This is a genomic window from Actinomyces israelii DSM 43320, assembly GCF_000711965.1.
Lineage (GTDB): Bacteria > Actinomycetota > Actinomycetes > Actinomycetales > Actinomycetaceae > Actinomyces > Actinomyces israelii.
Genome location: NZ_JONS01000036.1, coordinates 1 through 20,708, shown reverse-complemented (window position 1 = coordinate 20,708; position 20,708 = coordinate 1). Strand labels below are relative to the sequence as shown.

15 protein-coding genes and 1 riboswitch are annotated in these 20,708 nt (G+C 70.7%); of the genes, 10 read left to right on the top strand and 5 right to left on the bottom strand.

Annotated elements, in window-relative coordinates; genetic code table 11:
• Positions 1-12 precede the first annotated feature (12 nt).
• The 6 genes from O145_RS11670 (at position 13) to O145_RS11645 (ending at position 9,145) form a co-directional block, all read left to right on the top strand.
• Complete coding sequence (locus O145_RS11670; RefSeq protein ID WP_084682572.1) at positions 13-3,237, top strand: glycoside hydrolase family 2 TIM barrel-domain containing protein; 3,225 nt, start codon at positions 13-15, stop codon at positions 3,235-3,237.
• 4 nt (positions 3,238-3,241) lie between these two features.
• On the top strand, positions 3,242-3,715 hold the full coding sequence (locus tag O145_RS11665; protein WP_043563201.1) for a NanQ anomerase/TabA/YiaL family protein: 474 nt from the start codon (positions 3,242-3,244) through the stop codon (positions 3,713-3,715).
• A gap of 59 nt (positions 3,716-3,774) precedes the next feature.
• On the top strand, positions 3,775-5,373 hold the full coding sequence (locus O145_RS11660; RefSeq protein WP_229118533.1) for an amino acid permease: 1,599 nt from the start codon (positions 3,775-3,777) through the stop codon (positions 5,371-5,373).
• 538 nt (positions 5,374-5,911) lie between these two features.
• On the top strand, positions 5,912-7,255 hold the full coding sequence (locus O145_RS11655; RefSeq protein WP_043563199.1) for a hypothetical protein: 1,344 nt from the start codon (positions 5,912-5,914) through the stop codon (positions 7,253-7,255).
• Between the two features lie 57 nt (positions 7,256-7,312).
• On the top strand, positions 7,313-8,656 hold the full coding sequence (gene dcm / locus O145_RS11650) for a DNA (cytosine-5-)-methyltransferase (protein WP_156966741.1): 1,344 nt from the start codon (positions 7,313-7,315) through the stop codon (positions 8,654-8,656).
• Between the two features lie 6 nt (positions 8,657-8,662).
• A complete protein-coding gene (locus O145_RS11645) occupies positions 8,663-9,145 on the top strand; it encodes a very short patch repair endonuclease (RefSeq protein ID WP_229118532.1) in 483 nt (160 codons plus the stop codon).
• Between the two features lie 366 nt (positions 9,146-9,511).
• Here O145_RS11645 and O145_RS11640 read toward each other — a convergent pair whose 3' ends face one another.
• Positions 9,512-10,000 (bottom strand): helix-turn-helix domain-containing protein, encoded by a 489-nt coding sequence (locus O145_RS11640; protein WP_043563196.1) that lies wholly within the window; start codon positions 9,998-10,000, stop codon positions 9,512-9,514.
• Positions 10,001-11,238: 1,238 nt separating this feature from the next.
• Here O145_RS11640 and O145_RS11635 point away from each other — a divergent pair.
• Positions 11,239-11,634: a hypothetical protein gene (locus tag O145_RS11635; protein WP_043563194.1), complete on the top strand. Its 396-nt coding sequence runs from the start codon at positions 11,239-11,241 to the stop codon at positions 11,632-11,634.
• Between the two features lie 247 nt (positions 11,635-11,881).
• Here the strand turns inward: O145_RS11635 and O145_RS11630 are convergent, their stop codons facing one another.
• Positions 11,882-12,748, bottom strand: a complete 867-nt coding sequence (locus tag O145_RS11630; RefSeq protein ID WP_043563193.1) for an SMP-30/gluconolactonase/LRE family protein — start codon at positions 12,746-12,748, stop codon at positions 11,882-11,884.
• A 357-nt stretch (positions 12,749-13,105) separates the two neighbouring features.
• Between O145_RS11630 and O145_RS11625 the strand changes: the two genes are divergently transcribed.
• From O145_RS11625 to O145_RS11615, 3 genes are all read left to right on the top strand, one after another.
• Positions 13,106-14,596: a sugar ABC transporter ATP-binding protein gene (locus tag O145_RS11625; RefSeq protein WP_043563191.1), complete on the top strand. Its 1,491-nt coding sequence runs from the start codon at positions 13,106-13,108 to the stop codon at positions 14,594-14,596.
• Positions 14,597-14,598: 2 nt separating this feature from the next.
• Positions 14,599-15,558 (top strand): ABC transporter permease, encoded by a 960-nt coding sequence (locus tag O145_RS11620; protein ID WP_043563189.1) that lies wholly within the window; start codon positions 14,599-14,601, stop codon positions 15,556-15,558.
• Positions 15,559-15,717: 159 nt separating this feature from the next.
• Entirely contained in the window at positions 15,718-16,650 is a 933-nt protein-coding gene (locus O145_RS11615; RefSeq protein WP_043563187.1) for a sugar ABC transporter substrate-binding protein, read from the top strand.
• A gap of 166 nt (positions 16,651-16,816) precedes the next feature.
• On the opposite strand, the gene O145_RS11610 is transcribed toward O145_RS11615, so the two are convergent.
• From O145_RS11610 to O145_RS11600, 3 genes are all read right to left on the bottom strand, one after another.
• Positions 16,817-17,659: a MetQ/NlpA family ABC transporter substrate-binding protein gene (locus O145_RS11610; RefSeq protein ID WP_043563185.1), complete on the bottom strand. Its 843-nt coding sequence runs from the start codon at positions 17,657-17,659 to the stop codon at positions 16,817-16,819.
• 178 nt (positions 17,660-17,837) lie between these two features.
• The gene (locus tag O145_RS11605) at positions 17,838-18,599 is read right to left on the bottom strand and encodes a methionine ABC transporter permease (RefSeq protein ID WP_043563184.1); all 762 of its coding nucleotides are present in this window, start codon (positions 18,597-18,599) and stop codon (positions 17,838-17,840) included.
• Complete coding sequence (locus O145_RS11600) at positions 18,596-19,609, bottom strand: methionine ABC transporter ATP-binding protein (protein WP_156966745.1); 1,014 nt, start codon at positions 19,607-19,609, stop codon at positions 18,596-18,598. Before O145_RS11600 ends, O145_RS11605 begins: the two co-directional genes overlap by 4 nt.
• A gap of 125 nt (positions 19,610-19,734) precedes the next feature.
• A riboswitch (SAM riboswitch) is annotated at positions 19,735-19,826 on the bottom strand.
• Between the last annotated feature and the right edge of the window lie 882 nt (positions 19,827-20,708).

Here is a 20,708-nt window from a genome sequence, read left to right as displayed (position 1 = left end):
GGAGCATGATCGATGGCGAACTTGAACGACTGGGAGAATCCCGGTCTGCCCCACCGGCATCGCCTGCCGGCGAGGGCCTACTTCTTCGGCTACCCCTCCGCCGAGGCCGCGGCCACCCGCGACCGCGCGCTGTCCACGGGCTTCACCGACCTGTCCGGCCCGTGGTCCTTCCGCCTCTTCGACTCCCCCGCCCGGGTCCACGACGACGACCTCGCCGCGCCCCACCCCGAGTGGGACGAGGTCCGGGTCCCCCACCTGTGGCAGATCGACGGCTACGGCCGGCTGCAGTACACCGACGAGGGCTTCCCCTTCCCGGTCAGGCAGCCCCTCGTCCCCTCCGCCAACCCCACCGGCGTCTACCAGCGGGAGCTGCCCCGGCCAGCGCTCGCTTCCGGCGAGCGGGCCGTCCTGCGCCTGGACGGCGCGGACTCCTACGCCGAGGTCTACGTCAACGGCGGCTTCGTCGGCATGACCAAGGGCTCCCGGCTCAGCGCCGAGCTCGACGTCACCGGGCACCTGGACCGGGAGACGAACCTGCTGGCCATCAAGGTCCTGCAGTACTGCGACGGCAGCTACGTCGAGGACCAGGACATGTGGTGGGCCTCGGGGATCTTCCGCGACGTCTACCTCATGACGCGGCCGGCGGCGCGCCTGGAGGACTTCCGCGCCTCCACACGCCTGACCGCGGGCGGCGGCGCCGACGTCACCCTGGAGGTGACCACCCGCGGCGCCCGGGACGTGCGGTGGTCCCTCACCGGCCCGGACGGCTCGCGCGTCGAGGGCGTCGCCGCCGACGGCGCGCCGTGCACCGTGCACGTCCCCGACGCCGTCACGTGGAACCCGGAGGCGCCCGCGCTCTACGACCTCCTCATGGAGGTGCGCGACGAGGCCGGCGCCGTGGCCGAGACGGTGCCGCATCGCCTCGGCCTGGCCGAGGTGACCATTGAGAACGGCCGCCTCCTGCTCAACGGCGCGTACGTCAAGATGCGCGGCGTCAACCGCCACGACCACGACGACCACCGGGGCCGCGCCGTCGACATGGAGCGCGTGCGCCGCGACCTGGAGCTCATGAAGCTCCACAACATCAACGCCGTGCGGACCTCCCACTACCCCAACGACCCGCGCTTCTACGAGATGTGCGACGAGATCGGCCTCATGGTGGTCGCCGAGACGGACCTCGAGACCCACGGCTTCGAGAACGTCGGCGACATCGCCCGCATCACCGACGACCCGGCCTGGGAGACCGCCTACGTCGACCGCATTGAGCGGCTCGTGCTTCAGGAGCGCAACCACGCCTGCGTCGTCCTGTGGTCGCTGGGCAACGAGTCGGGCTTCGGCCGCAATATCCGCGCCATGTACGGGCGGTGCAAGGCGCTCGACCCGCGGCCCGTGCACTACGAGGAGGACCGCGACGCCGAGTGCGCGGACGTGATCTCGACCATGTACTCGCGCGTGTCCCAGATGAACGACTTCGGCGAGCACCCCCACGCCAAGCCGCGCATCCTGTGCGAGTACGGGCACGCGATGGGCAACGGCCCCGGCGGCCTGGCCGAGTACCAGCGGGTCATCGACCGCTGGGACTCCATCCAGGGGCAGTTCGTCTGGGAGTGGTGCGACCACGGCCTGGCCGCCACCGCCGAGGACGGCCGGGAGTACCACACCTACGGCGGCGACCACGGCGACTACCCGAACAGCTCGAGCTTCTGCATTGACGGGCTGGTCCTCCCCTGGCAGGAGCCGAGCCCCGGGCTGGCGGAGTACAAGCAGGTCCTGTGCCCGGTCGCCGTCTTCTGGATGGACGGCCTGCTGCACGTGCGCAACGGCCGCTTCTTCACCGACACCTCGGACGTCGTCCTCGACCTGGAGCGCGTCGTCGACGGCGTCACCGACTCGGTCCGGCTGCTGGCGCCCGGCACGCTCGTGCCCGGGCAGCAGACGGTCCTGCCCTGCCCCGTCGAGGCGGCCGCGGGGGCCCTCACCCACCTGACCGTCCACGTCCGGTCGACGACGGCGACCGCCTGGGCGCCGCAGGGGCACGAGCTGGGCGTCTACCAGTTCGTCGTCGCCGATGAGTCCGGCCCCGACGCCGCCGCCGGGCTGCGGCCGGACGCGGGCCCGGCGGCACCCGACGCCGAGCCCGACCCCGTCGTGGAGCCCGACCCCGACACCGAGCCCGCCCCTGTCTCCCGACCGCGGCCGAGCGCGCCGTCAGCGAGCCGGCCCTGCCGGGCGGACCGGTCCCGTCGGGCGCGCGTCGAGCGCGACGAGCTGGTGGTGACGGACGGGGACCAGGAGATCCGCTTCGACACCGTCACCGGCGCCCTGGGCTCGTGGGTGCGCCGGGGGCGGCGCGTCCTGACCGCTCCCCCCGCCGTCGGCTTCTGGAAGCCGCTGATCGACAACCACCGCCAGGAGAGCGACGAGCTCTGGACGAGCCGGCACCTGCAGATCATGCAGACCTCCACCCGCTCGGTCGCGTGGCGCCAGGAGGGGGACGGCGTCGTCGTCGAGGTCGCCCAGATCATCGCCCCGCCGGTCCTCGACCTCGGGGCGGAGGTGACGCTGACGTACACGGTGAGGGGCTCCGGCGTGAGCCTGAGCGCCGTCGGGCGGACCTACGGCGACTACTGCGACATCATCCCCCGCACCGGGATCACCTTCGAGGCCCCCGGAGCCTGCCGCGAGGTCACGTGGCTGGGGCTGGGGCCGGGCGAGAACTACCCGGACTCCCGGGCGGCGGCCGTCGTCGGCAGGTGGACCTCGACCGTGGAGGACATGCAGACGCCGTACGTGGTCCCGCAGGACTGCGCCAACCGCGGCGGGGTCCGCTGGTTCACGCTCACGGACCCGCGGGGGGCGGGACTGGCGGTGGCGCGGACGCCGGACGACGGCGCGGGGCGCGGCGCGGCGGGCGGGCCGGAGAGCGCGCCGCCGGCGGAGGGAGAGAGCCCCCGGAGCGGACCGGCGGCGGAGCGCGACTTCTCCTTCTCCGTGTGGCCGTGGACGTGCGAGGACATTGACGCGGCGCGCCACCGCACCGACCTCGTCGCGCGGGAGAGCGTCACCGTCAACGTCAACCACCGCGTGCTCGGGCTCGGCTCGAACTCCTGGGGCTCGGAGGTGCTCGACGCCTACCGGACCCGGTTCGAGGACTTCGCCTTCTCATTCGACCTCATCCCCCTCGACGGCGCTCTCCCCGACGGGCCCGCCACCGACCGCCCCGCGATAGGAGTCTGACACCATGAAGATCTTCCCCGACCCGGAGGCGCTCGTCCGCGAGCACGGCGGCGCCAGGAAGTGGCAGCGCACGCGCCAGGCGATCGAGGCCCTCGGGCGCATCGAGCCCGGCGTGGCCCACTCGGTGGGCGACTCCCTGACCTACTGGAAGGGCGCGGCCGGCGAGCTGCTCGCCGCGTGGCGGGCGGGCGACGGGCTCGTGGCCTCGCGCCGGTACCTCAATGTCCTCCACGCCGTCGACGCCGACCTCCCGGTCGAGGTCGTCCCGGTCGCGGAGGCGGACGTGCGCGCCCCCTACGACGACCTCAGCGACCGCGAGGTCGTGGGGGCCGCCGAGGGGACCCGCTCCGTCGTCGTTCCCGCCGGGGGCGTCGGCGTCGTCGAGCTCGGCGAGGCCTTCCGGCTGGTGCCGGGAACGGGCGGCCGGGCGGCGATCATCCGCGTCACCGTCGAGGGGGCGTCCTTCCCCAACAAGTAGCGCACGCGCCCGGATCACCTCTCCCCATCCACTATCCCGTCAGAAAGGTAATTCTGCCCATGTCCTCCGAGACACGAGCGCGCATCGGCCAGTTCGCGCTGCTCACCATGACGGTGTCCGCCGTCTTCAATATCAGGAACGTCATCAATAACAATGTGGCGATCGGCCTGGCGTCGGCGCCGGCGTTCTTCCTGGCCACGATCCTGTACTTCGTGCCGTTCACCCTGATCATCGCCGAGTTCGTGGCCATGAACCGCAGCTCGGAGTCCGGCGTGTACCAGTGGGTCAAGACGTCGATGGGCGGCCGCTGGGCCTTCATGGCCGCCTTCTGCTACTGGTTCGTGAACCTGTTCTTCTTCGCCTCGCTGCTGCCGCTCGTCCTGGTCTTCACCTCCTACCTGGTCACGGGCGGGGAGCAGACGATGTCGCCGTGGGTGATCACGGGGCTGTCGATCGGAATCTTCGCCGTGGCGACCTGGGTGTCCACGAAGGGCGCGAAGTGGATCGGCACGATCACATCGGTCGGGGCCACCGCGGTGCTCGTCCTCACCGGCGTCTTCGTCGTCTTGTCGCTGGCGGCCCTGGCGGGCGGAGTGGAGCCCGCCACCCCGATCACCGTGAGCGCGCTCGCCCCCGACACCTCGTCGTTCTCGACCACGTGGGCCTTCCTGGGGACTCTGGCCTGGATCATCCAGGGCGTGGGCGGCGCGGAGTCCGTGGGCGTGTTCCTCAACGACCTGCGCGGCGGCGTCAAGGCCTTCGTGCGCACGATCGTCGTCGCCGGGCTCATGATCGGCCTGCTGTACGCGGTGGCCTCGCTGCTCATGAACGTCTTCGTGCCGGTGGGCGGCCTGGAGCTGTCCAACGGCCTGTTCGTGGTCATGGGCGCGGTCGGCGAGCACTTCGGGATCCCGGCGCTGGTCACCTACCGGGTTGTCGGGCTGATCCTGCTCGCGGCGACGCTGGGCTCGCTGCTCATGTGGACGTCGACGCCGGTCAAGATCTTCTTCTCCGAGATCCCGCGCGGCGTGTTCGGGGAGAGGATCATCGAGCTCAACGAGCACGGTATTCCGTGGCGGGCGGCGTGGCTGCAGTTCGCCATTGTGGTGCCGATCCTCATTATCCCGGCGCTGGGCTCGGGCAATATCAATGACCTGCTGGAGATCGTGGTCAACATGACGGCGGCGACGGCGCTCATCCCGCCGCTGCTCATCCTGCTGGCCTACCTGGTGCTCCGCCTGCGCTACGACGGCGCGAAGCGCGAGTTCCGCATGGGCTCGCGGACGACGGGCCTGGCGATCTCGGTGTTCCTGCTGGCCGTGTTCAGCTTCGTCTTCATCGCGGGGACGACGCCGGTGGACCAGGCGCTGTGGCTCACGCTCGTGTACAACGTGGGCGGCGTGGTCGTCTTCCTCGGCCTGGCGCTGGCCTGGTACCAGCGCTACATCACGCGCCTGGCGGCGAGCGACCCGGAGGCTGCCCGCGCCGAGCTCGAGCCGTCGGCCGGGGCCTGCGGCTCCGGTTCCGGCGAGGCCGCCGGAACCGCGGATGAGAGCGGGGCCGGGCTCGAGCCCGCCGGTTCCACGGCCGAGGCGTCTCCGGTCGCCGGCACGCCGGACATGGCCGCGGCCGACGTCGCAGCCCCGGCCGCCGACTGAAGGGGCCCCGGCGCCGCGGGGCGGCCCGGCCCGTTGCCTGTGGCCCGCGGGGCGAAGCGACCTCCGCGGCCTCCACGGCGTCCGCCAGGGCCGCCGAGTCCCCTCGCCCGCGGCCCGCGGGGCGGCCCGGCTCCCATGCCGGGCCGCCCCGCCTCGTACGCCGCAGAATAGATCGGCCCGAGGCAAAGCTTGTCCCGCACCATCAGCTCATCCGCCACAGTAGTCAGCCACCGATACCGGGAAAAGTTTCCCGCATCACCGCAACAAGTTTGGCGGCGATATCTCGATCAAGCTGAATGGTCTGACTTGTCTTTGGTGCACTCTGACGCCAATCAGAGCCAAAGGTAGCGAGGTGAAGATAGGTCCGCCCGTTTTTTCCTGTAACGACCTGGTAGGCACAGTCAACCTCGCTAGTATGAACGCGCACGTTCTGTGTGCCCTTCTCAAGACTTCTCAACCGTGCCATCGCGAACCCCTCCCAAGTTGGTGCCGCACCGAGCCTACGCGCCGGCCCCCGGCCCCCGCGTACCATCCGATCATGACGCCGACGCCGTTCGTCCCCGCCAGGTCCAAGCTTGAGGCCGTGGCCCGGCTGTACGCCGCGGCGCAGGCGCCCGCCGAGCCCCTCGGCCCCGGCAGCAAGGAGAAGAAGTCCGTCCTGATCAGGACGGCGGACCGGCTCTCGCTCCCCGTGGACGCGGCGGCCCCCAAGGACGTCCTCGCCCGGCAGATCCTCCAGGCCCTCCACGCGCCGTGGGACCCCGCCTACGCCTCCACCGGTCAGACCATCACCCTGAGCGGCCTGAACGCCATCCTGTCCGCCGTACAGGCCGAGCTCGGACGCCGGGCGGCCCGCGAGCTGCGCCGGAGCGGCCCGACGCTGCCGGACTGGTTCGCCCCCGCGCGAGACAAACTCGAGGCGGTCCGCCGCATCTCCTCCATCACGGGCGGGCGCCCGCAGGACCTCGGCCCGGGCAGCAAGGAGCGTAAGTCGGTCCTGACCGACCTCGTCCAGAACCTCGGCCTGCCGATCGACCCGGCTCTGAGGAAGGACGAGCTCGCCGGGCGGATCGCGAGGCACCTGGGGATGCCCTGGACGACGACGTGCCGGTCCTCCGGCCAGACCGTGACGCTCGACGGCCTCAACGCGGTCCTGGCGGGCGCCGAGCAGCGCGCGCTCCGCGGGCGCGCCGCCGTCGGCGACCGGCTACGACAGGAGGCCGAGCTGCTGGTCGCGGCCCTCGCCCAGTCGTGCCCGCGCCGCTGGGAGGGCCGCCCGTGCGTCGAGGAGATGCTGACGGCCGAGTACAGCAGGGCCCGGCAGACCGAGTGGGTCGGCTGGTACTTCGAGTTCGTCGGGCTGCCGGCGCTCGTCAACGCCTACGGGGGCGGCCCCCGCCGGATCGGCGCGACCGAGTTCGACTACGCGCGCTCCTTCGTCTGGGACCTCAAGGCCCACGCGCAGAAAGGGCTGGCCGTACCCCACGACGTCGTCGGGCAGGCCCCGCTCAACGACCGCGACGCGATCCTCCGGTGCGCCCGGGAGTCGCAGTCGATCGGCTTCCTCGTGCTCTCGGGCGCCTTTGTGCCGGACACCGACGGCGCCTTCGACGCGTGGCACAGGAGGATGCGCGGCTCGACCAGGCAGCGCGGCCCCGGGTCCCGGGCGCTCAAGGCGGCCTTCCGCCCGGTGACGGTGGACGCCTACGTCTTCCAGGGGGCGACGGGCGTGGAGGACGCGCTCGAGCAGAGGGTCCTCATCAGCTTCCGGCAGGGGCGCCAGCCCAACGGGGCCGCACGAAGGCCCAAGCTCAAGCTCGACCTGCGGCGCGGCCGCGAGAACGGCTACGTCATGGCCTCCCGGGCCGTCGGCGCGGCGTGACCCAGAGCTCAGCACGCGGAGCTTCCCTTCGGCTCGAACATGTGTTTAGCTTGGTCCGTGCCCGCAGCGTTCACCTACTCCGACCTCTTCGCCGGGATCGGCGGCTTCCACGCCGCCCTGTCCGCGATGGGCGGGGAGTGCGTGTACGCCGTCGAGATCGACAGGGCCGCCGCCCGCGTCTACGAGCAGAACTGGGGCATCGACCCGCTCGGCGACATCACGGACGACGCCGGGGAGGGTGGCGTGGCCCCGACGGTGCGGCCCCACGACGTCCTCGCGGCCGGGTTCCCCTGCCAGCCGTTCTCGAAGTCGGGCGCGCAGAAGGGCATGGACGAGGTCCGCGGCACCCTGTACTTCAACATCCTTCAGGTCGTCCACAGGCACCACCCCACCGTGCTGCTGCTCGAGAACGTCCGGAACCTCGCCGGCCCGCGCCACAGGCACGAGTGGGAGGTCATCGTCCGCACGCTCCGGGAGGAGGGGTACCGGGTGGCGGACACGCCGGCGATCCTCTCCCCCCACCAGCTCGGGCCCGAGCGGGGCGGGCGCCCGCAGGTGCGCGAGCGCGTCTTCGTCACGGCGACCCACGACCCCGAGGGGCTCGGCGGGCCCGCCCCGGCGCCCGTCGCCAGGTCCAGGGAGCTCTACGGCGAGGGCGCCGTCGGCTGGAGCATCGGGAGCGTTCTCTCCGACGACGTCGAGGGGTACGGCCTGACCCCGGACGAGACCCGGTGGATCGAGGCCTGGGACGACTGGGTCCAGAGGTTCCGGAAGTACAACCCCGGGGCGAGGCTGCCCGGTTTCCCGATCTGGGTGGACGCCTGGCAGACCGTGGAGGAGCTCGAGATCCAGATCGACTCCGGCGAGCTCGACGGCACCCCCCGCTGGAAGATGGGCTTCCTGCGCAAGAACGCCGAGCTGTTCACGGCGAACCAGTCCTGGTGCCGGGCCTGGGTGAAGAGATCCGGGGTGAAGGACTTCCCCCCGTCCCGCCGCAAGCTGGAGTGGCAGGCGCAGGAGCTCGGGTCGCTGTGGGACTGCCTCATGCACTTCCGGCCGTCGGGCCTGCGCGCGAAGGCCCCGACCTACGTGCCTGCGCTCGTGGCCATCACCCAGACGAGCATCGTCGGCCCGAGGAGGCGCCGGATCACGCCGCGGGAGGCCGCCAGGCTCCAGGGGTTTCCAGACAGCTTCTCCTTCTCCGGGCAGTCCGACGCCACGACGTACAAGCAGCTGGGCAACGGCGTCAACGTCGGCGCGGTCTGGAATATTCTCAAGATGCACTGCGAGCGCGACCGGAGCGTTCTTGAGTCGACCGCCTCGGGTCGGAGGATTCTCGCGGCCGTGGACGGCGCGCCCGAGAGTCCCGACGGTCCCGTCCAGGCCCTGTTCACGAGGTGAGGCGGCATGTCCGGTTCCATGAGCACCGAGAGCGCTAAGGGAGATGAGAGTGCCGACGCGCTTCACGCGCCCGAGCCCGAGCGGGCCAAGCCGGCCGACGCCGGGGTGAGCAGGCGCTACTCGACGCTGGCGCGGCGCGACACGTCGCCGGAGGTCGAGCTCCGTCGGCTGCTGTGGCGCATGGGCCTGCGGTACCGCGTGCAGTACAAGGTGCCCGGCCTGCCCCGCCGGAAGGTCGACATCGCCTTCACCCGCCGGAAGGTCGCCGTCCAGGTCGACGGCTGCTTCTGGCACGGCTGCCCCGAGCACGGCACGATGCCGGGCCGCAACTCCGAGTGGTGGCGGTGGAAGATCGCGAAAAACCAAGCCCGCGACCGCGACACCGACGAGAAGCTCGAGGCGCTCGGCTGGACCGTCATCCACATCTGGGAGCACGAGGCCCCCGACGACGCCGCAGCCGCCATCGCTCGCGCCCTGGGACGCCCGTGAGCAAGAGAATGCGCCAACGGGATGGGCAGTGCGGCCCGTTCTCGGGTAGTCCCTCGCACACCGGACGCCGGGACGCTCTCGCCAGACCTATTGCCGGACCCGTGAACGGTACGCACCACCGCCCCCGTCCGACTCGCCACGCCCCAGACGGTTTATCCAGGTCTGAGCGACGCTGCGCGGTCAAAAAGGGTGGCGCACGGCGGGCACTGGCCAAGCGTCCTGAACCGATTTCGAGGAGAGGAAGGAAGCTGCAGCGGCGGTCGGAGCCGCACCGCGCCCTGTTGAATCAGTCGCTTAGGACAGGCATTTCTGCCGCGCTGTCTCAATGACCTCCTCAGGAACCTGGTTTACAGCGAACACTGCGCATCAGTCTTCTGCGCGCGCGGCGACGAGGGCCTGGCGCGCCTGGGCGGGATCGTCGTCGTAAGCACCCATCGCCTGGGCGTCGGCCACCATGTCCGACAGCGCCTCGTTCGCAGCGCGCCGCTGGTGCCGCTGAAGCTCGAGAACGTCGGCGAGGTAGAGACGCCGGTGCCGCCGGATCTTCTCGAAGGGGATCTCCCCGGCCTCCAGCATTCTCACCAGCGTCGACCGCGAGATGCCGAGCATGTCGGCCGCCTCCTGGGTGGTCAGCCGAGTGCCTTGCGGTGCGACCGTCACCGCGAGCCCCTGCTGCATCGCCCGCGCGACACGGGCCAGAACATCCGCCATCGCCGGGCTCAGGTCGACCGTCTCGCCACCGACCACCAGACGCGGAGCCGCCTCCCGGGCGGACAGCGCAGCCACGATCTCGCCGAACCTTCCGGCAACCTCCTCCTCGGGCAGGTAGGTCTTGCTCTCGACTGCCATAGTCATCGGATTCTCTCCTCACCGGCCATATGTGATCACGCGAACGTTCTGCGCGTTATGATCGTTTTGGTCGAGTTGAACATATACGTTGCGCCCCTCCTTCACAAGTGCTGCGCTGCCGGTCCGGTCTGGCACGGCAGCAGACTGGCGATGAATGGCGTCCTCGGCGCGCACCGCCGACGCCGCAGGACCAACGCATCTCGCAGCTGCTTCCCGCCACTCCCTGGTTCCGCATTCGTCGACGCCGCCTGCCCCGCTCGCCGGAACCAGCTCGGCCATCGTCGTGACGCTTCGATCTTGCCGAAGCCAGGGGGCGGCGTCTCGGAGCCGTCGCGAGAGATGAGCACCTGGAGCCCGATCCAGCCCGGGAGGTAGAGAGGCCGACCAGCGGCGTCGCGAGACGTGCGGGCTGGCACACGGGTGCGATGCGACCTCAGCGGCATGGCCGCCCCCAGCCTCGCGGGGGCGACTACGCCATGCCGAGCCTTCGGCAGCATCCGAGGCAACCAACCGCGCGCCTGCACCACAGCCGTCGGCTCGACCTGATCTTCTCGCCGCCCGGATCCTTCGGGCCACCCCCGTGCACTCCGCCGTCGAGAATGCGCGGGGCAGAGTCAGCCCGCGCGTCCAGCCAACCGATGCACAGCAAAATCTATGAGGATATAGCGCCGTATAGCCCCATATGTGGCCATGTAGCGAAACGCTATACCTCGGTAGACATCGCTACGCATCGTGCGTCAAAGGCAGTCCCTGAACCATCTCTCGGTCCGAGTCTTCCCGGCGTCGTCACACGACGCCGGGCGCAACCTGCCTGGAAGCACGGATCACGGGAGACGCTGCCACTCGACCCTCATGAGGCTCGCTCACACTGTCAGACTAACAGCGTCACTGACGCTCCGGCACTGTCTCACTGTCATTGACACTGTTACTGACACTGTCATTGACAGTGCGGGTGTCACTCCTGCTGTCGCTGACAGCCCGCACCCCGTCTGGAGCCGCCCCTCCCCGCGGACATCTCAGTGGGCATCCGCCTTGGCCCGGAGCCGCCCCGCCCGGGCACCTGGCCGGACTCGCCTCACCCGGCGATCGCCCGGACGCCCAACCGCTCGCCCTGAATAGGCTTGCAGTATGACCGACGCTGCACAGCGCCCAGCACCGTCCCGGCTTCCCCTCAGGCCAAGCACCGCCCCGGCCAATGGCTGGGACGAGCGCCGGACGCCCCGGAGCCCAGCGACAACGGGCCGATGATCAATGTGATCCACCAGGTCTGGCGCGCTCGGCAGCTCAGGCCGGCCTGGTCCGCCTCGCTGGCCTCCGTGGTCGCCTGGACGGCCTGCCTGCACCGGGACCTCACCATCGACCGGGACCACGATGCCGGCGAGTCCTGGATCACGCTGCTGCGCGACCGCACGCCCCTGGGCCACCTCGGCGCCGACCTGCCCCTGCTCATGTGCACGCGGACCCTGGCGCGGGAGAACTGGCCGTTCCCACTCGTTGTCATAGGGCTCCCGGATCTCAATCGGCCCGTCATGCGGTGCGAGCCGGCAGTCCTGGAGGACTGCTTCGACCGCGCGATCAGCGCCAAGTCCCTCGACCCGGAGGCCTTCAGCGCCGCGGACCTGTGGTTCTGCACAATCTGACAGCCCCGCCGCGGACATGCGCGGTACGGCTAGATTCCGACAGGCTGCGGGTCGGGCCTACCGTGCGCCCGCACACCCGGCCAACCCGCCGCCCCTCCGTCAAGATCGGTACTTCCGCACCAAGATCGGTCTGCGGAGCCTTGCGAACGCCCGCCGCCCCGGACCGATCTCGGCGAAGGAGAGCCGTGGGGCTGCGAAGGCGAAGGCAGCAGAGGCCGATGGCCCCGCCCCACCTGGAATCAATCAACTACCCCCGGAACGGCAGCGGCTCCATGCCGCGCGCACCGACCTCGGCGACGTACACGGACCCGGCGGCCGGCTCGACGTCGTCGGGGAGGTTCTCGCGCGAGGTCGTGATGAACAGCCGGTCCAGGCCGCTCCCGCCGAAGGCGCACGCGGTCACCTGCCGCACCGGCACCTCGACGGTCTCGACCAGCCGCCCCCGGGCGTCGTAGCCCCGCACGGCCCCGCCGCCGTTGAGGGCGACCCACACCCCGCCGTCGGCGTCCACGGCGAGCCCGTCCGGGTGGCCGGCCCCCTCCTCGACCCGGACGAACGGTCGCGGGTCCACCAGCCCGGCACCGGCGTCGTAGTCCATGACCGTCACGGTGAGCGTGGGGGTGTCGATCCAGTAGGCGCGCGTCCCGTCCGGGCTGAAGCCCAGGCCGTTGCAGATCGTCGCCCCGCCCCAGGCCCGCCGCGGCTCGGCGCCCGGCCCGTCCCAGCGGTAGACGGCAGCGGCGCCCGGCACCTTGCCGTAGGACATCGACCCGATCCAGAACCGGCCGTCGGGGTCGCAGCCGCCCTCGTTCGTGCGGATCGTCGGGTCGTCCCACAGGGCGGCGGCCTCCGCCAGGTCGCTCAGGTCCTCCGCCCGCCCCAGCGCAATGCCCCGCTCGGTGGCGACCACCGCCCCTCCGCCCGCGCGCGGCCGGATCACCGAGGCGACCGGCGAGGGCACGGGCAGACGGCGGTGGCCGCCCTCAGCCTCCTCATCCAGCTCGACGACGGCGCCGGCGAGCATGTCAACCAGCCGCAGCCGCCCCGTGGCAGGCCACCAGCAGGGCCCCTCCCCGTGGTAGGTGATGGAGTCCGTGACGCGCTGAGCCCTCATGGGGCCACGGTACGCGCAGGCGGCAGGCAGCGCTGCGCCTCACCGCGCGCCCAACCCCGGCGCGCGCCCAACCCCGGCGAGATAGACATTTTCGTACGAGATAGACGGTGTGACCGCCGACCTCGTACGAAAATGTCTATCTCGACGCCCGGGCCAGCCGGCACAGCGCAAGGGGCGCCCGAGCTCACCGGCACAGCGCAAACACCGCACCCAACCTCGCCGGCGCCCCATTTGAAAGGACCTTCTTCCCTTCCCCGGCACCCGCCCGCGCTGCTATCTTGCCGGTGCCCATCCCGAACTACCGCCCTCCCCGCCGGAGGGCCCGTCTCGCGACGACGCCGTCGCAGAAGGCCTCCCATGACCTCCCCCGTCCTCGAGATGCTCGACATCGACAAGTCGTTCCCCGGCGTCCGCGTCCTGAGCACCGTCTCATTCGACCTGCGCCCCGGCGAGGTCCACGCCCTCATGGGGGAGAACGGCGCCGGCAAGTCCACCCTCATGAAGATCCTCATGGGCATCCACACCGCCGACGCCGGCACCATCAGGATCGACGGCGAGCCGGTTGCCATCGCCTCGCCCCGCCAGGCGATCGACCACGGCATCGCCATGATCCACCAGGAGCTCAACCCCGTCCTGGACACCCCCGTCTACGAGAACATCTTCCTGGGCCGCGAGCTGCGCACCCGCGCCGTCCTCGCCGACAGTCGCGCCATGCGCCGTCGGACCGAGGAGCTGCTGGCCTCCCTGCACCTGAGCCTGCCCGCTGACGCGCTCATGCGGGACCTGTCGGTGGCCCAGCAGCAGCAGATCGAGATCGCCAAGGCGATCTCACAGGACGCCCGCATCATCGTGATGGACGAGCCCACCTCCGCCATCACCGAGGACGACGTCAGCAGCCTCTTCGAGCAGATACGCCGGCTCACCGCCGCGGGCGTCGGCATTATCTACATCTCGCACAAGATGAACGAGATCTTCGAGATCGCCGACCGGATCACCGTCCTGCGCGACGGGAAGCTCATCGGCACCGACGACGCGGCCGCCCTGAGCGAGAAGAGGCTCATCACCATGATGGTGGGCCGCGAGCTCGGCGACGTCTTCCCCAAGCAGGAGGTCCCCCTCGGCGAGACAGTCCTGGAGGTCGACTCCTGGAGCGCGCCGCCCAAGGTCAAGGACGTCAGCTTCACCGTCCGGCGCGGCGAGATCCTGGGCATCGGCGGACTGGTCGGGGCGGGCCGCTCCGAGCTCGTCGAGTCGCTGTTCGGAGCCGCGCCGCACGACGGCGGCCGCCTGCTCAAGAACGGCAGGGAGGTCGCGATCCGCCGGCCAGCCGACGCCATCGCCCTGGGCGCCGCCCTCATCACCGAGGACCGCAAGCGCACCGGCCTCAACCTGGAGGGCTCAGTGGCCGCCAACATCACGCTGCCCTCGCTGGGGCGAATCTTCCGCGGGGGCCTTCTCACCGGTGGCGAGTCGCGCATCGCCCAGAAGTACATCGACTCCCTGCGCATCAAGACGCCGTCGTCGGGGCAGATCGTCTCGGCCCTGTCCGGCGGCAACCAGCAGAAGGTCGTCCTGGCCAAGTGGCTGGAGACCGATCCCGACCTCATTATCCTCGACGACCCGACCCGCGGCATTGACGTCGGCGCCAAGCGGGACATCTACGAGCTCATCGGGACCCTGGTCGAGCGCGGCAAGTCGGTTATTCTCATCTCCTCGGAGATGGGCGAGCTCATGGGGCTCAGCGACCGGATCATGGTTCTCACCGAGGGCTGCACCACGGGGATCCTCACGCGCGAGGAGTTCTCGCAAGAAGCAATTATGGAACTCGCCTCACGATTCGGGAGCTGACAATGGCCACCGCACTGAACCGCAAGCTCGTCCCCTCCGTGAAGGACGCCGGCATCCTTCTCGTGTTCGCGGCGCTCGTCGTCGCCCTGTGGGCAGTCTCGCCGGGGCACCACTTCCTGAGCGTGAACAACGTCCTGCTCATTCTCATCCAGACCGCCATCAACGGCATTCTGGCCATGGGGATGATGTACGTCATCGTCTCCGGGGAGATCGACCTGTCGGTCGGCTCGACGATCGGCCTGGCGGGCGTGACCGCGGCCATGCTGGCCCATCCCGGGGAGCATGCGCTGATCGTGCCGATCCTCGCCGGCATCCTCGTGGGCGCCGTCGTCGGGCTCATCAACGGGATCGGCGTCGCCTACGGGGCGATCCCCTCCTTCATCATCACCCTGGGGACCATGACCGCCGTGCGCGGCATCGCCCTCATGGTCTCCGGCGGCGCGCCCGTCTTCAACGTCTCGGGCGCCTTCGAGGCGGTCGCCTCCATCAGGCTCGCCGGGTTCCCCATTATGGCGCTGTACTTCATCGTGATCGCCGCGGCCTTCGGATTCATTATCCACAAGACCGTCTACGGACGGCGCGTCTACGCGGTGGGCGGCAACCCCGTGGCCGCGGAGATCTCCGGCATCGACGTCAGGCGGTACAGGGTCTCCGTCTTCGTCATCGCCGGCCTGCTCGCCGGGTTCTGCGGCGTGCTCCTGGCCTCGCGCACCATTACCGGCGCGCCCACGGCCGGCGAGTCCTACGAGCTCGACGCCATTGCCGCCGTCGTCATCGGCGGGGTCTCCATGACCGGCGGCCGCGGCCGGGCGCTCGGGGTCATTATCGGCGCGCTCATGATCGCCGTCATCGGCAACGGCCTGGACATTCTGGGCATTGACGCGAACTTCCAGAAGGTCGTCAAGGGCGCGATCATCGTCCTGGCCGTCCTGCTCGACGTCAAGGCCCGCCGTCGCAAGTAGCGGCCGGCGCCGGGCCCTGCGGGTCGAGCCGGCCCTCCGGGTCGTCCGACCCCGCGGGTCGAGCCGGGCCCCGCGGGAGCCCCTCCGGCCCTCCGCCCGCCTCGCGCGCAGCCCGCACCGGCACCCGGCCCGCCCGCACCGGCACGAAAGGAACGCCACATGAAGAAGATCATTGCCGCGCTGTGCAGCCTCATCCTCGCCTCCGCCCTGCTCACCGCGTGCACAGCGGGCGGCTCCGACGGCAGGCCCCGTATTGCGCTCATGATGAGCCACATGACCAACTCCTTCACCACCACCCTGGCCGGTGCCGCCCGGGCGCGGGGCGAGGAGCTGGGGCTGTCGGTCACCGTGTTCGACGCCAAGCAGGACGTCTCCAACCAGATCAGTCAGGTCGAGTCGGTGGTGAGCCAGGGCTATGACGGCATCCTGGTCGAGCCCGTCTCCAAGGAGGGCGTCACCGCCGGGCTCAAGGCGGCCAATGAGGCCGACATCCCCACCATCACCCTCGCCCAGCAGGCCAGCCAGCAGGAGCGGGCCAGCGCCTTCGTCGGCGGCAACGACACGGCGGCGGGCCGCCTCGAGATGGAGAAGGCCATTGAGGCGATGGGCGGCGCGGGCACGGTCGCGATCCTGTACGGGCCGATGGGCTCGGACGGCCAGCTGCTCCGCAAGGACGGCTACGACCAGGCCCTGGCCGACCACCCCGGCGTCAGCGTCGTCTTCGAGCAGACGGCGAACTGGGACACCGCCGAGGCGCTCACCGTCACCGAGAACTGGCTGTCCACCGGGCAGCGGATCAACGCGGTCGTCTCCCAGAACGACTCCATGGGCATCGGCGCCCAGAAGGCGATCGACAACGCCGGCATGAACGGCACGGTCGCCGTCTACGGCGTGGACGCCACCGACGACGGCCTGAACTCGATCCGCACCGGCGCCATGGACGGCACGGTCTCCCAGGACACCGCCGGCATGGGTGCAATGGCCGTGGACACCATGAAGACCCTTCTGGACGGCGGGACCGTCGAGGCCATCAACTACACCGAGGCCACCTGGGTCACCAGGGACAACGTCGACACCTTCGCGAACGAGTAGGCCGGCGCCGCTCACCGCGTCCCGCCCTTCCACCCACCCTGTCGAGATAGACATTTTCGTACGAGATCGGCGGTGACACCGTCTACCTCGTACGAAAATGTCTATCTCGACGCCCGGGGCCCGGCGCCCGGCCCGCCCGGGGCCTGGCCCACGCCCGAACCGCCGATCAGAAGGCCGGCAGCACGGACCCGTCGGTCCAGGTCTGCTCGATGTAGGTCCGCAGCTCCTCGGAGTTCATGAGCGCGGCGAGCTTCTTGAGGTGCTCGTTGTCCTTGTCCTTGGTGCGCACGACGAGCTCGTTGGCGTAGGGGCTGTTCTTGGCCTCCTCGAGCACCAGCGCGTCCTCGCTCGGCTTGAGGCCGGCGTCGAGCGCGTAGTTGCCGTTGATGACGGCGAGCTCTGCGTCCTCCATGGACCTGGCCACCTGGGCGCCGTCGACCGGAACGATCTGGAGGCTCTTCGGGTTGTCGGTGATATCGACGTCCTTGGGCAGCTCGACGGAGGGGTCCAGGGTGATCAGGCCCGCGGTCTCGAGGAGCTTCAGGCCGCGCGCCAGGTTGGCGGGGTCGGAGTTGAGAACGACCTTTCCGCCGTTCTTCGCCTGATCGACCGAGGTGTATCCCTTGGCGGTGTAGATGCCCATGGGCTCGATGTGCACGTCGGCCAGCGAGACGAAGTCGTATCCCTTCTCCTGGATCTGCTGCGCCAGGAAATTGGGCGTCTGGTAGAAGTTCGCCGCCAGGGAGCCGTCGTTCAGCGAGGAGTTCGGCGTCTGGTAGTCGTTGATCTCCTTGATGTCCAGGCTCAGGCCAGCGTCGGCGGCGAGATTGTCCTGCACCCACTGCAGAATGGTGACGTGGGGCTTGGGCGTGGCGCCAATGGTAATGGTGGCGGTCCCGCCGCTGACCCTGATGCCGCCGGAGCCGGAGCCGCAGGCGGCCAGGGAGAGGGCGACGGCGGTGACAAGGCCCCCGGCGAGAGCGGTGCGGCGGGAGATGCTGGTGGTCATGGTGGTTCCTGTTCTTGAGAGTCTGCGGGCCGGGAGCACCGGCGTCGTAATATGCCGTAATACGTCGCAATACGTCGCAATACGTCGCAATGCTGAGTCCCGAGCGGGCGCGCGGCGGCGGGCGGCCCGGGGCCGCCGCATGCCGCGCCTGCGAGCTCTTACTCCGGCTGGTCGAGGCTCAGCGGTGATCGACCAGCCGGCTGAGCATGTCGCCGCAGACCTGGATCACGCCGACAATGGCCACAATGAGGACGACGACGATGACCATGATATCGACGGCGAAACCGTTGTAGCCGTACTGGATGGCGAGGTCGCCCAGGCCGCCTCCGCCGACGGTCCCCGCCATGGCGGAGTAGCCGAGCAGCGTAATAATGGTGACGGTGGCCGAGCTGACGAGAGTCGGCAGCGCCTCGCGCACGAGCACGCCCCAGGTGATCTGATTGCTGGAGGCCCCCATCATGAGGGCGGCCTCGACCTTGCCGTGGTCGACGTCGTTAATGGCGGTCTCGACCAGGCGCGCGTAGAAGGGGATCGCCCCGACCGTGAGTGGGACGCAGGCGGCCTGCCAGCCCAGGGAGGTCCCGACGATCAGGCGGGTCAGCGGGATGATCGCGACCATGAGGATGATGAAGGGCATGGAGCGCCCCATGTTGACGATCTGGGAGAGGATCTCGTAGACGACGCGGTTGGGGTGCTGGCCGCGCCTGCCGGTGGAGATGAGCGCCAGGCCGAGCAGGAGCCCGAAGACGACCGTCAGCGCCCCGGACACGCCGGTCATCTCCAGGGTCTCGAGAGTGGCGGGCCACAGCCTGCGCTGGATGATCGAGTTGTTGAGCCAGGTGCCGTCCGAGCTCGCGCCGCTCGCCAGGGCGCCGGTCAGGCGCGGCGCTCCGACGGCGAGGGCGGATGCGGCCGCGGCGGTGAGGGCGGTCGGGGTCATGCGCGCACCTCCGCGGTGATACCGGCGTCGTGCAGGGCCTCGACGGCGGCCTCGGCGCGATCGGCGGGGATGGTGAGGGCGAGCCGCCCGATCTGGGCGGTGCCGAGGGTCTCGAAGACGCCCCCGGCGACGTCGGCGCCCTGCGCGGCCACCAGGGCGAGCACCTGGGCGGCGGCGGGCTCGCCCGGGTGCGCGGTCAGGGCGACGTCGATGACGGCGTTATCGGCGCTGCCGGCGCTATCAGTACCGCCGGCGCGCTGGGCCCCGGGCACGTCCGGGGGCGGGACGAGCTCGCGGGACAGGCGGGAGTCGACGTCGGAGACGACGTCCTCGATGGGCCCGGACTGGATGATCCTCCCGGCCTCCAGGAGGCTGACGGAGTCGCAGATGCGGCGCACCACACTCATCTCGTGGGTGATGATGACGACGGTGACGCCGAGGCGGTCGCGGACGTCGCGGATGAGGTCGAGGATGGAGCGGGTCGTCTCGGGGTCGAGGGCGCTGGTGGGTTCGTCGCACAGGAGGACGGCGGGCTCGTCGGCCAGGGCCCGGGCGATGCCGACGCGCTGCTGCTGGCCGCCGGAGAGCTGGGCGGGGTAGGACGAGCCGCGGCCGTCCAGGCCCACGAGCGTGAGCATGCGGGCGACGCGGTCGTGCCGCTGCCCCTTGCGCACCCCGGCAAGGGCGAGGGGGTAGGCGATGTTCTGGGCGGCGGTGCGCTGCTCCAGGAGGTTGGCGTGCTGGAAGACCATGCCGATGGCGCGCCGGGCCGCGCGCAGCTCGTGGGCGCCGAGAGTGGTCAGGTCCTGGCCGGCGACGCGCACCTCGCCGCCGGTGGGCCGCTCGAGGGCGGTCAGGCAGCGCACGAGGGTGGACTTGCCCGCGCCGGAGGTGCCGACGACGCCGTGGATGGAGCCGGCGGGGATGTCGAGGGTGAGCCCGTCCAGGGCGTGCACCTGCGAGCCGTCGCGCAGGCGGTAGACCTTGTGGACGTCGCGCAGGCAGATCATGGGCTCGGCCGTGCCGGGCAGGTCGGGGGAGCCCGGCTCGGCGTCGGCGCCGACCGGGTTCGGGGCGTCCACCGGTCCGGCCGCCTCGACCGGGTCGGCGGCTGTGGGGTCTGCGCTCACTGGTTCCTCCATCGGTCCTGGCGGAAGCACCTGCACCGCTTCGCGGGGGTTGCTGCAACGTCGATGAGCCAGGTCTCTCGGCTGCTCTAGATGGCCGGTGACACAGTAGGCGTCGGCGGCCGCGGGACGCAAGTCCCAGTCCGTGAAGGGACGCATCTCACTCCCGACAGCGGGGTTTCGCGCGGTCTCGCGGGGCTCGCGGACGGTGCGCGGGGAGGGTGCGCCGCCGTCGGGACTCCTCGATCTGCTGTACTCGGCCGATTCCTCGGCGCAGAGGCCTTGACGCGAGGCGCACGGGGGTCGTTACCGTGTCGTTATCCCTGCACGTGCAGGCGTCCATGGCCGCCCTGAACTACTGCGCAGGTGGGTGCGATGAGCTCCTACGGTTATGTCCCCTACGATCACAACAGACGGGCTCCAGATTCTCGACCCGAACCGCGGCCCCCTGAGGAGGGGGACCCGGAGCCGGGTGCGGCACCGGTGTCCTCACAAGACGCCGCGTCGGGCCATGAGGGCCGGCGCGGCCGGGTGAGGGGCCGGCATCGAGCGGGTCGGGGGGACCGGACGCCGGGAGGTCAGTCCTATGGTGCAGCACTGCGGACTTCCGCGTCTCGCGGTGCGGCGTCGCGAGGGCCTTCGTCTGGGCCGGCTGCTTCGGAGCCCGTGCCCCCGCTGAGCCTGCCGGGTTCAATGTTCCCGCCGGATGCGCCGCGCGCTCCCGCCCCGCCCGTCGCGCCCGGGCCGAACGCTCCGCATGTTGCAGCGGGGTCGATGCCTCAGCCCGGAGCGTCTCGCGCCGCGCCTGAGCCGAGCGCTCCGCGAGCCGCAGCGGGGCCGGCTCCGCCCGTTGGGTCCGGGCCGCGTGCGCCGGCTCTCGCACCCCCGCCCGGCGCGTCCCGCGTCGCGCCCCCGCCCGGCGCAGCAGGCCCGACACCCCCAGCGAGTGCACCGCGCGCCGCGATCCGGCCGGCTCCTCCGA

Excerpts from the sequence above, each read along its gene's own strand:
- O145_RS11630 (WP_043563193.1), bottom strand. The coding sequence starts at position 12,748 with ATGAGGGCTCAGCGCGTCACGGACTCCATCACCTACCACGGGGAGGGG.
- O145_RS11625 (WP_043563191.1), top strand. The coding sequence starts at position 13,106 with ATGACCTCCCCCGTCCTCGAGATGCTCGACATCGACAAGTCGTTCCCC.
- O145_RS11660 (WP_229118533.1), top strand. The coding sequence starts at position 3,775 with ATGTCCTCCGAGACACGAGCGCGCATCGGCCAGTTCGCGCTGCTCACC.
- O145_RS11655 (WP_043563199.1), top strand. The coding sequence starts at position 5,912 with ATGACGCCGACGCCGTTCGTCCCCGCCAGGTCCAAGCTTGAGGCCGTG.
- O145_RS11615 (WP_043563187.1), top strand. The coding sequence starts at position 15,718 with ATGAAGAAGATCATTGCCGCGCTGTGCAGCCTCATCCTCGCCTCCGCC.
- O145_RS11600 (WP_156966745.1), bottom strand. The coding sequence starts at position 19,609 with ATGATCTGCCTGCGCGACGTCCACAAGGTCTACCGCCTGCGCGACGGC.
- O145_RS11665 (WP_043563201.1), top strand. The coding sequence starts at position 3,242 with ATGAAGATCTTCCCCGACCCGGAGGCGCTCGTCCGCGAGCACGGCGGC.
- O145_RS11605 (WP_043563184.1), bottom strand. The coding sequence starts at position 18,599 with ATGACCCCGACCGCCCTCACCGCCGCGGCCGCATCCGCCCTCGCCGTC.
- O145_RS11635 (WP_043563194.1), top strand. The coding sequence starts at position 11,239 with ATGATCAATGTGATCCACCAGGTCTGGCGCGCTCGGCAGCTCAGGCCG.
- O145_RS11645 (WP_229118532.1), top strand. The coding sequence starts at position 8,663 with ATGTCCGGTTCCATGAGCACCGAGAGCGCTAAGGGAGATGAGAGTGCC.
- O145_RS11620 (WP_043563189.1), top strand. The coding sequence starts at position 14,599 with ATGGCCACCGCACTGAACCGCAAGCTCGTCCCCTCCGTGAAGGACGCC.
- O145_RS11610 (WP_043563185.1), bottom strand. The coding sequence starts at position 17,659 with ATGACCACCAGCATCTCCCGCCGCACCGCTCTCGCCGGGGGCCTTGTC.
- O145_RS11670 (WP_084682572.1), top strand. The coding sequence starts at position 13 with ATGGCGAACTTGAACGACTGGGAGAATCCCGGTCTGCCCCACCGGCAT.
- O145_RS11640 (WP_043563196.1), bottom strand. The coding sequence starts at position 10,000 with ATGACTATGGCAGTCGAGAGCAAGACCTACCTGCCCGAGGAGGAGGTT.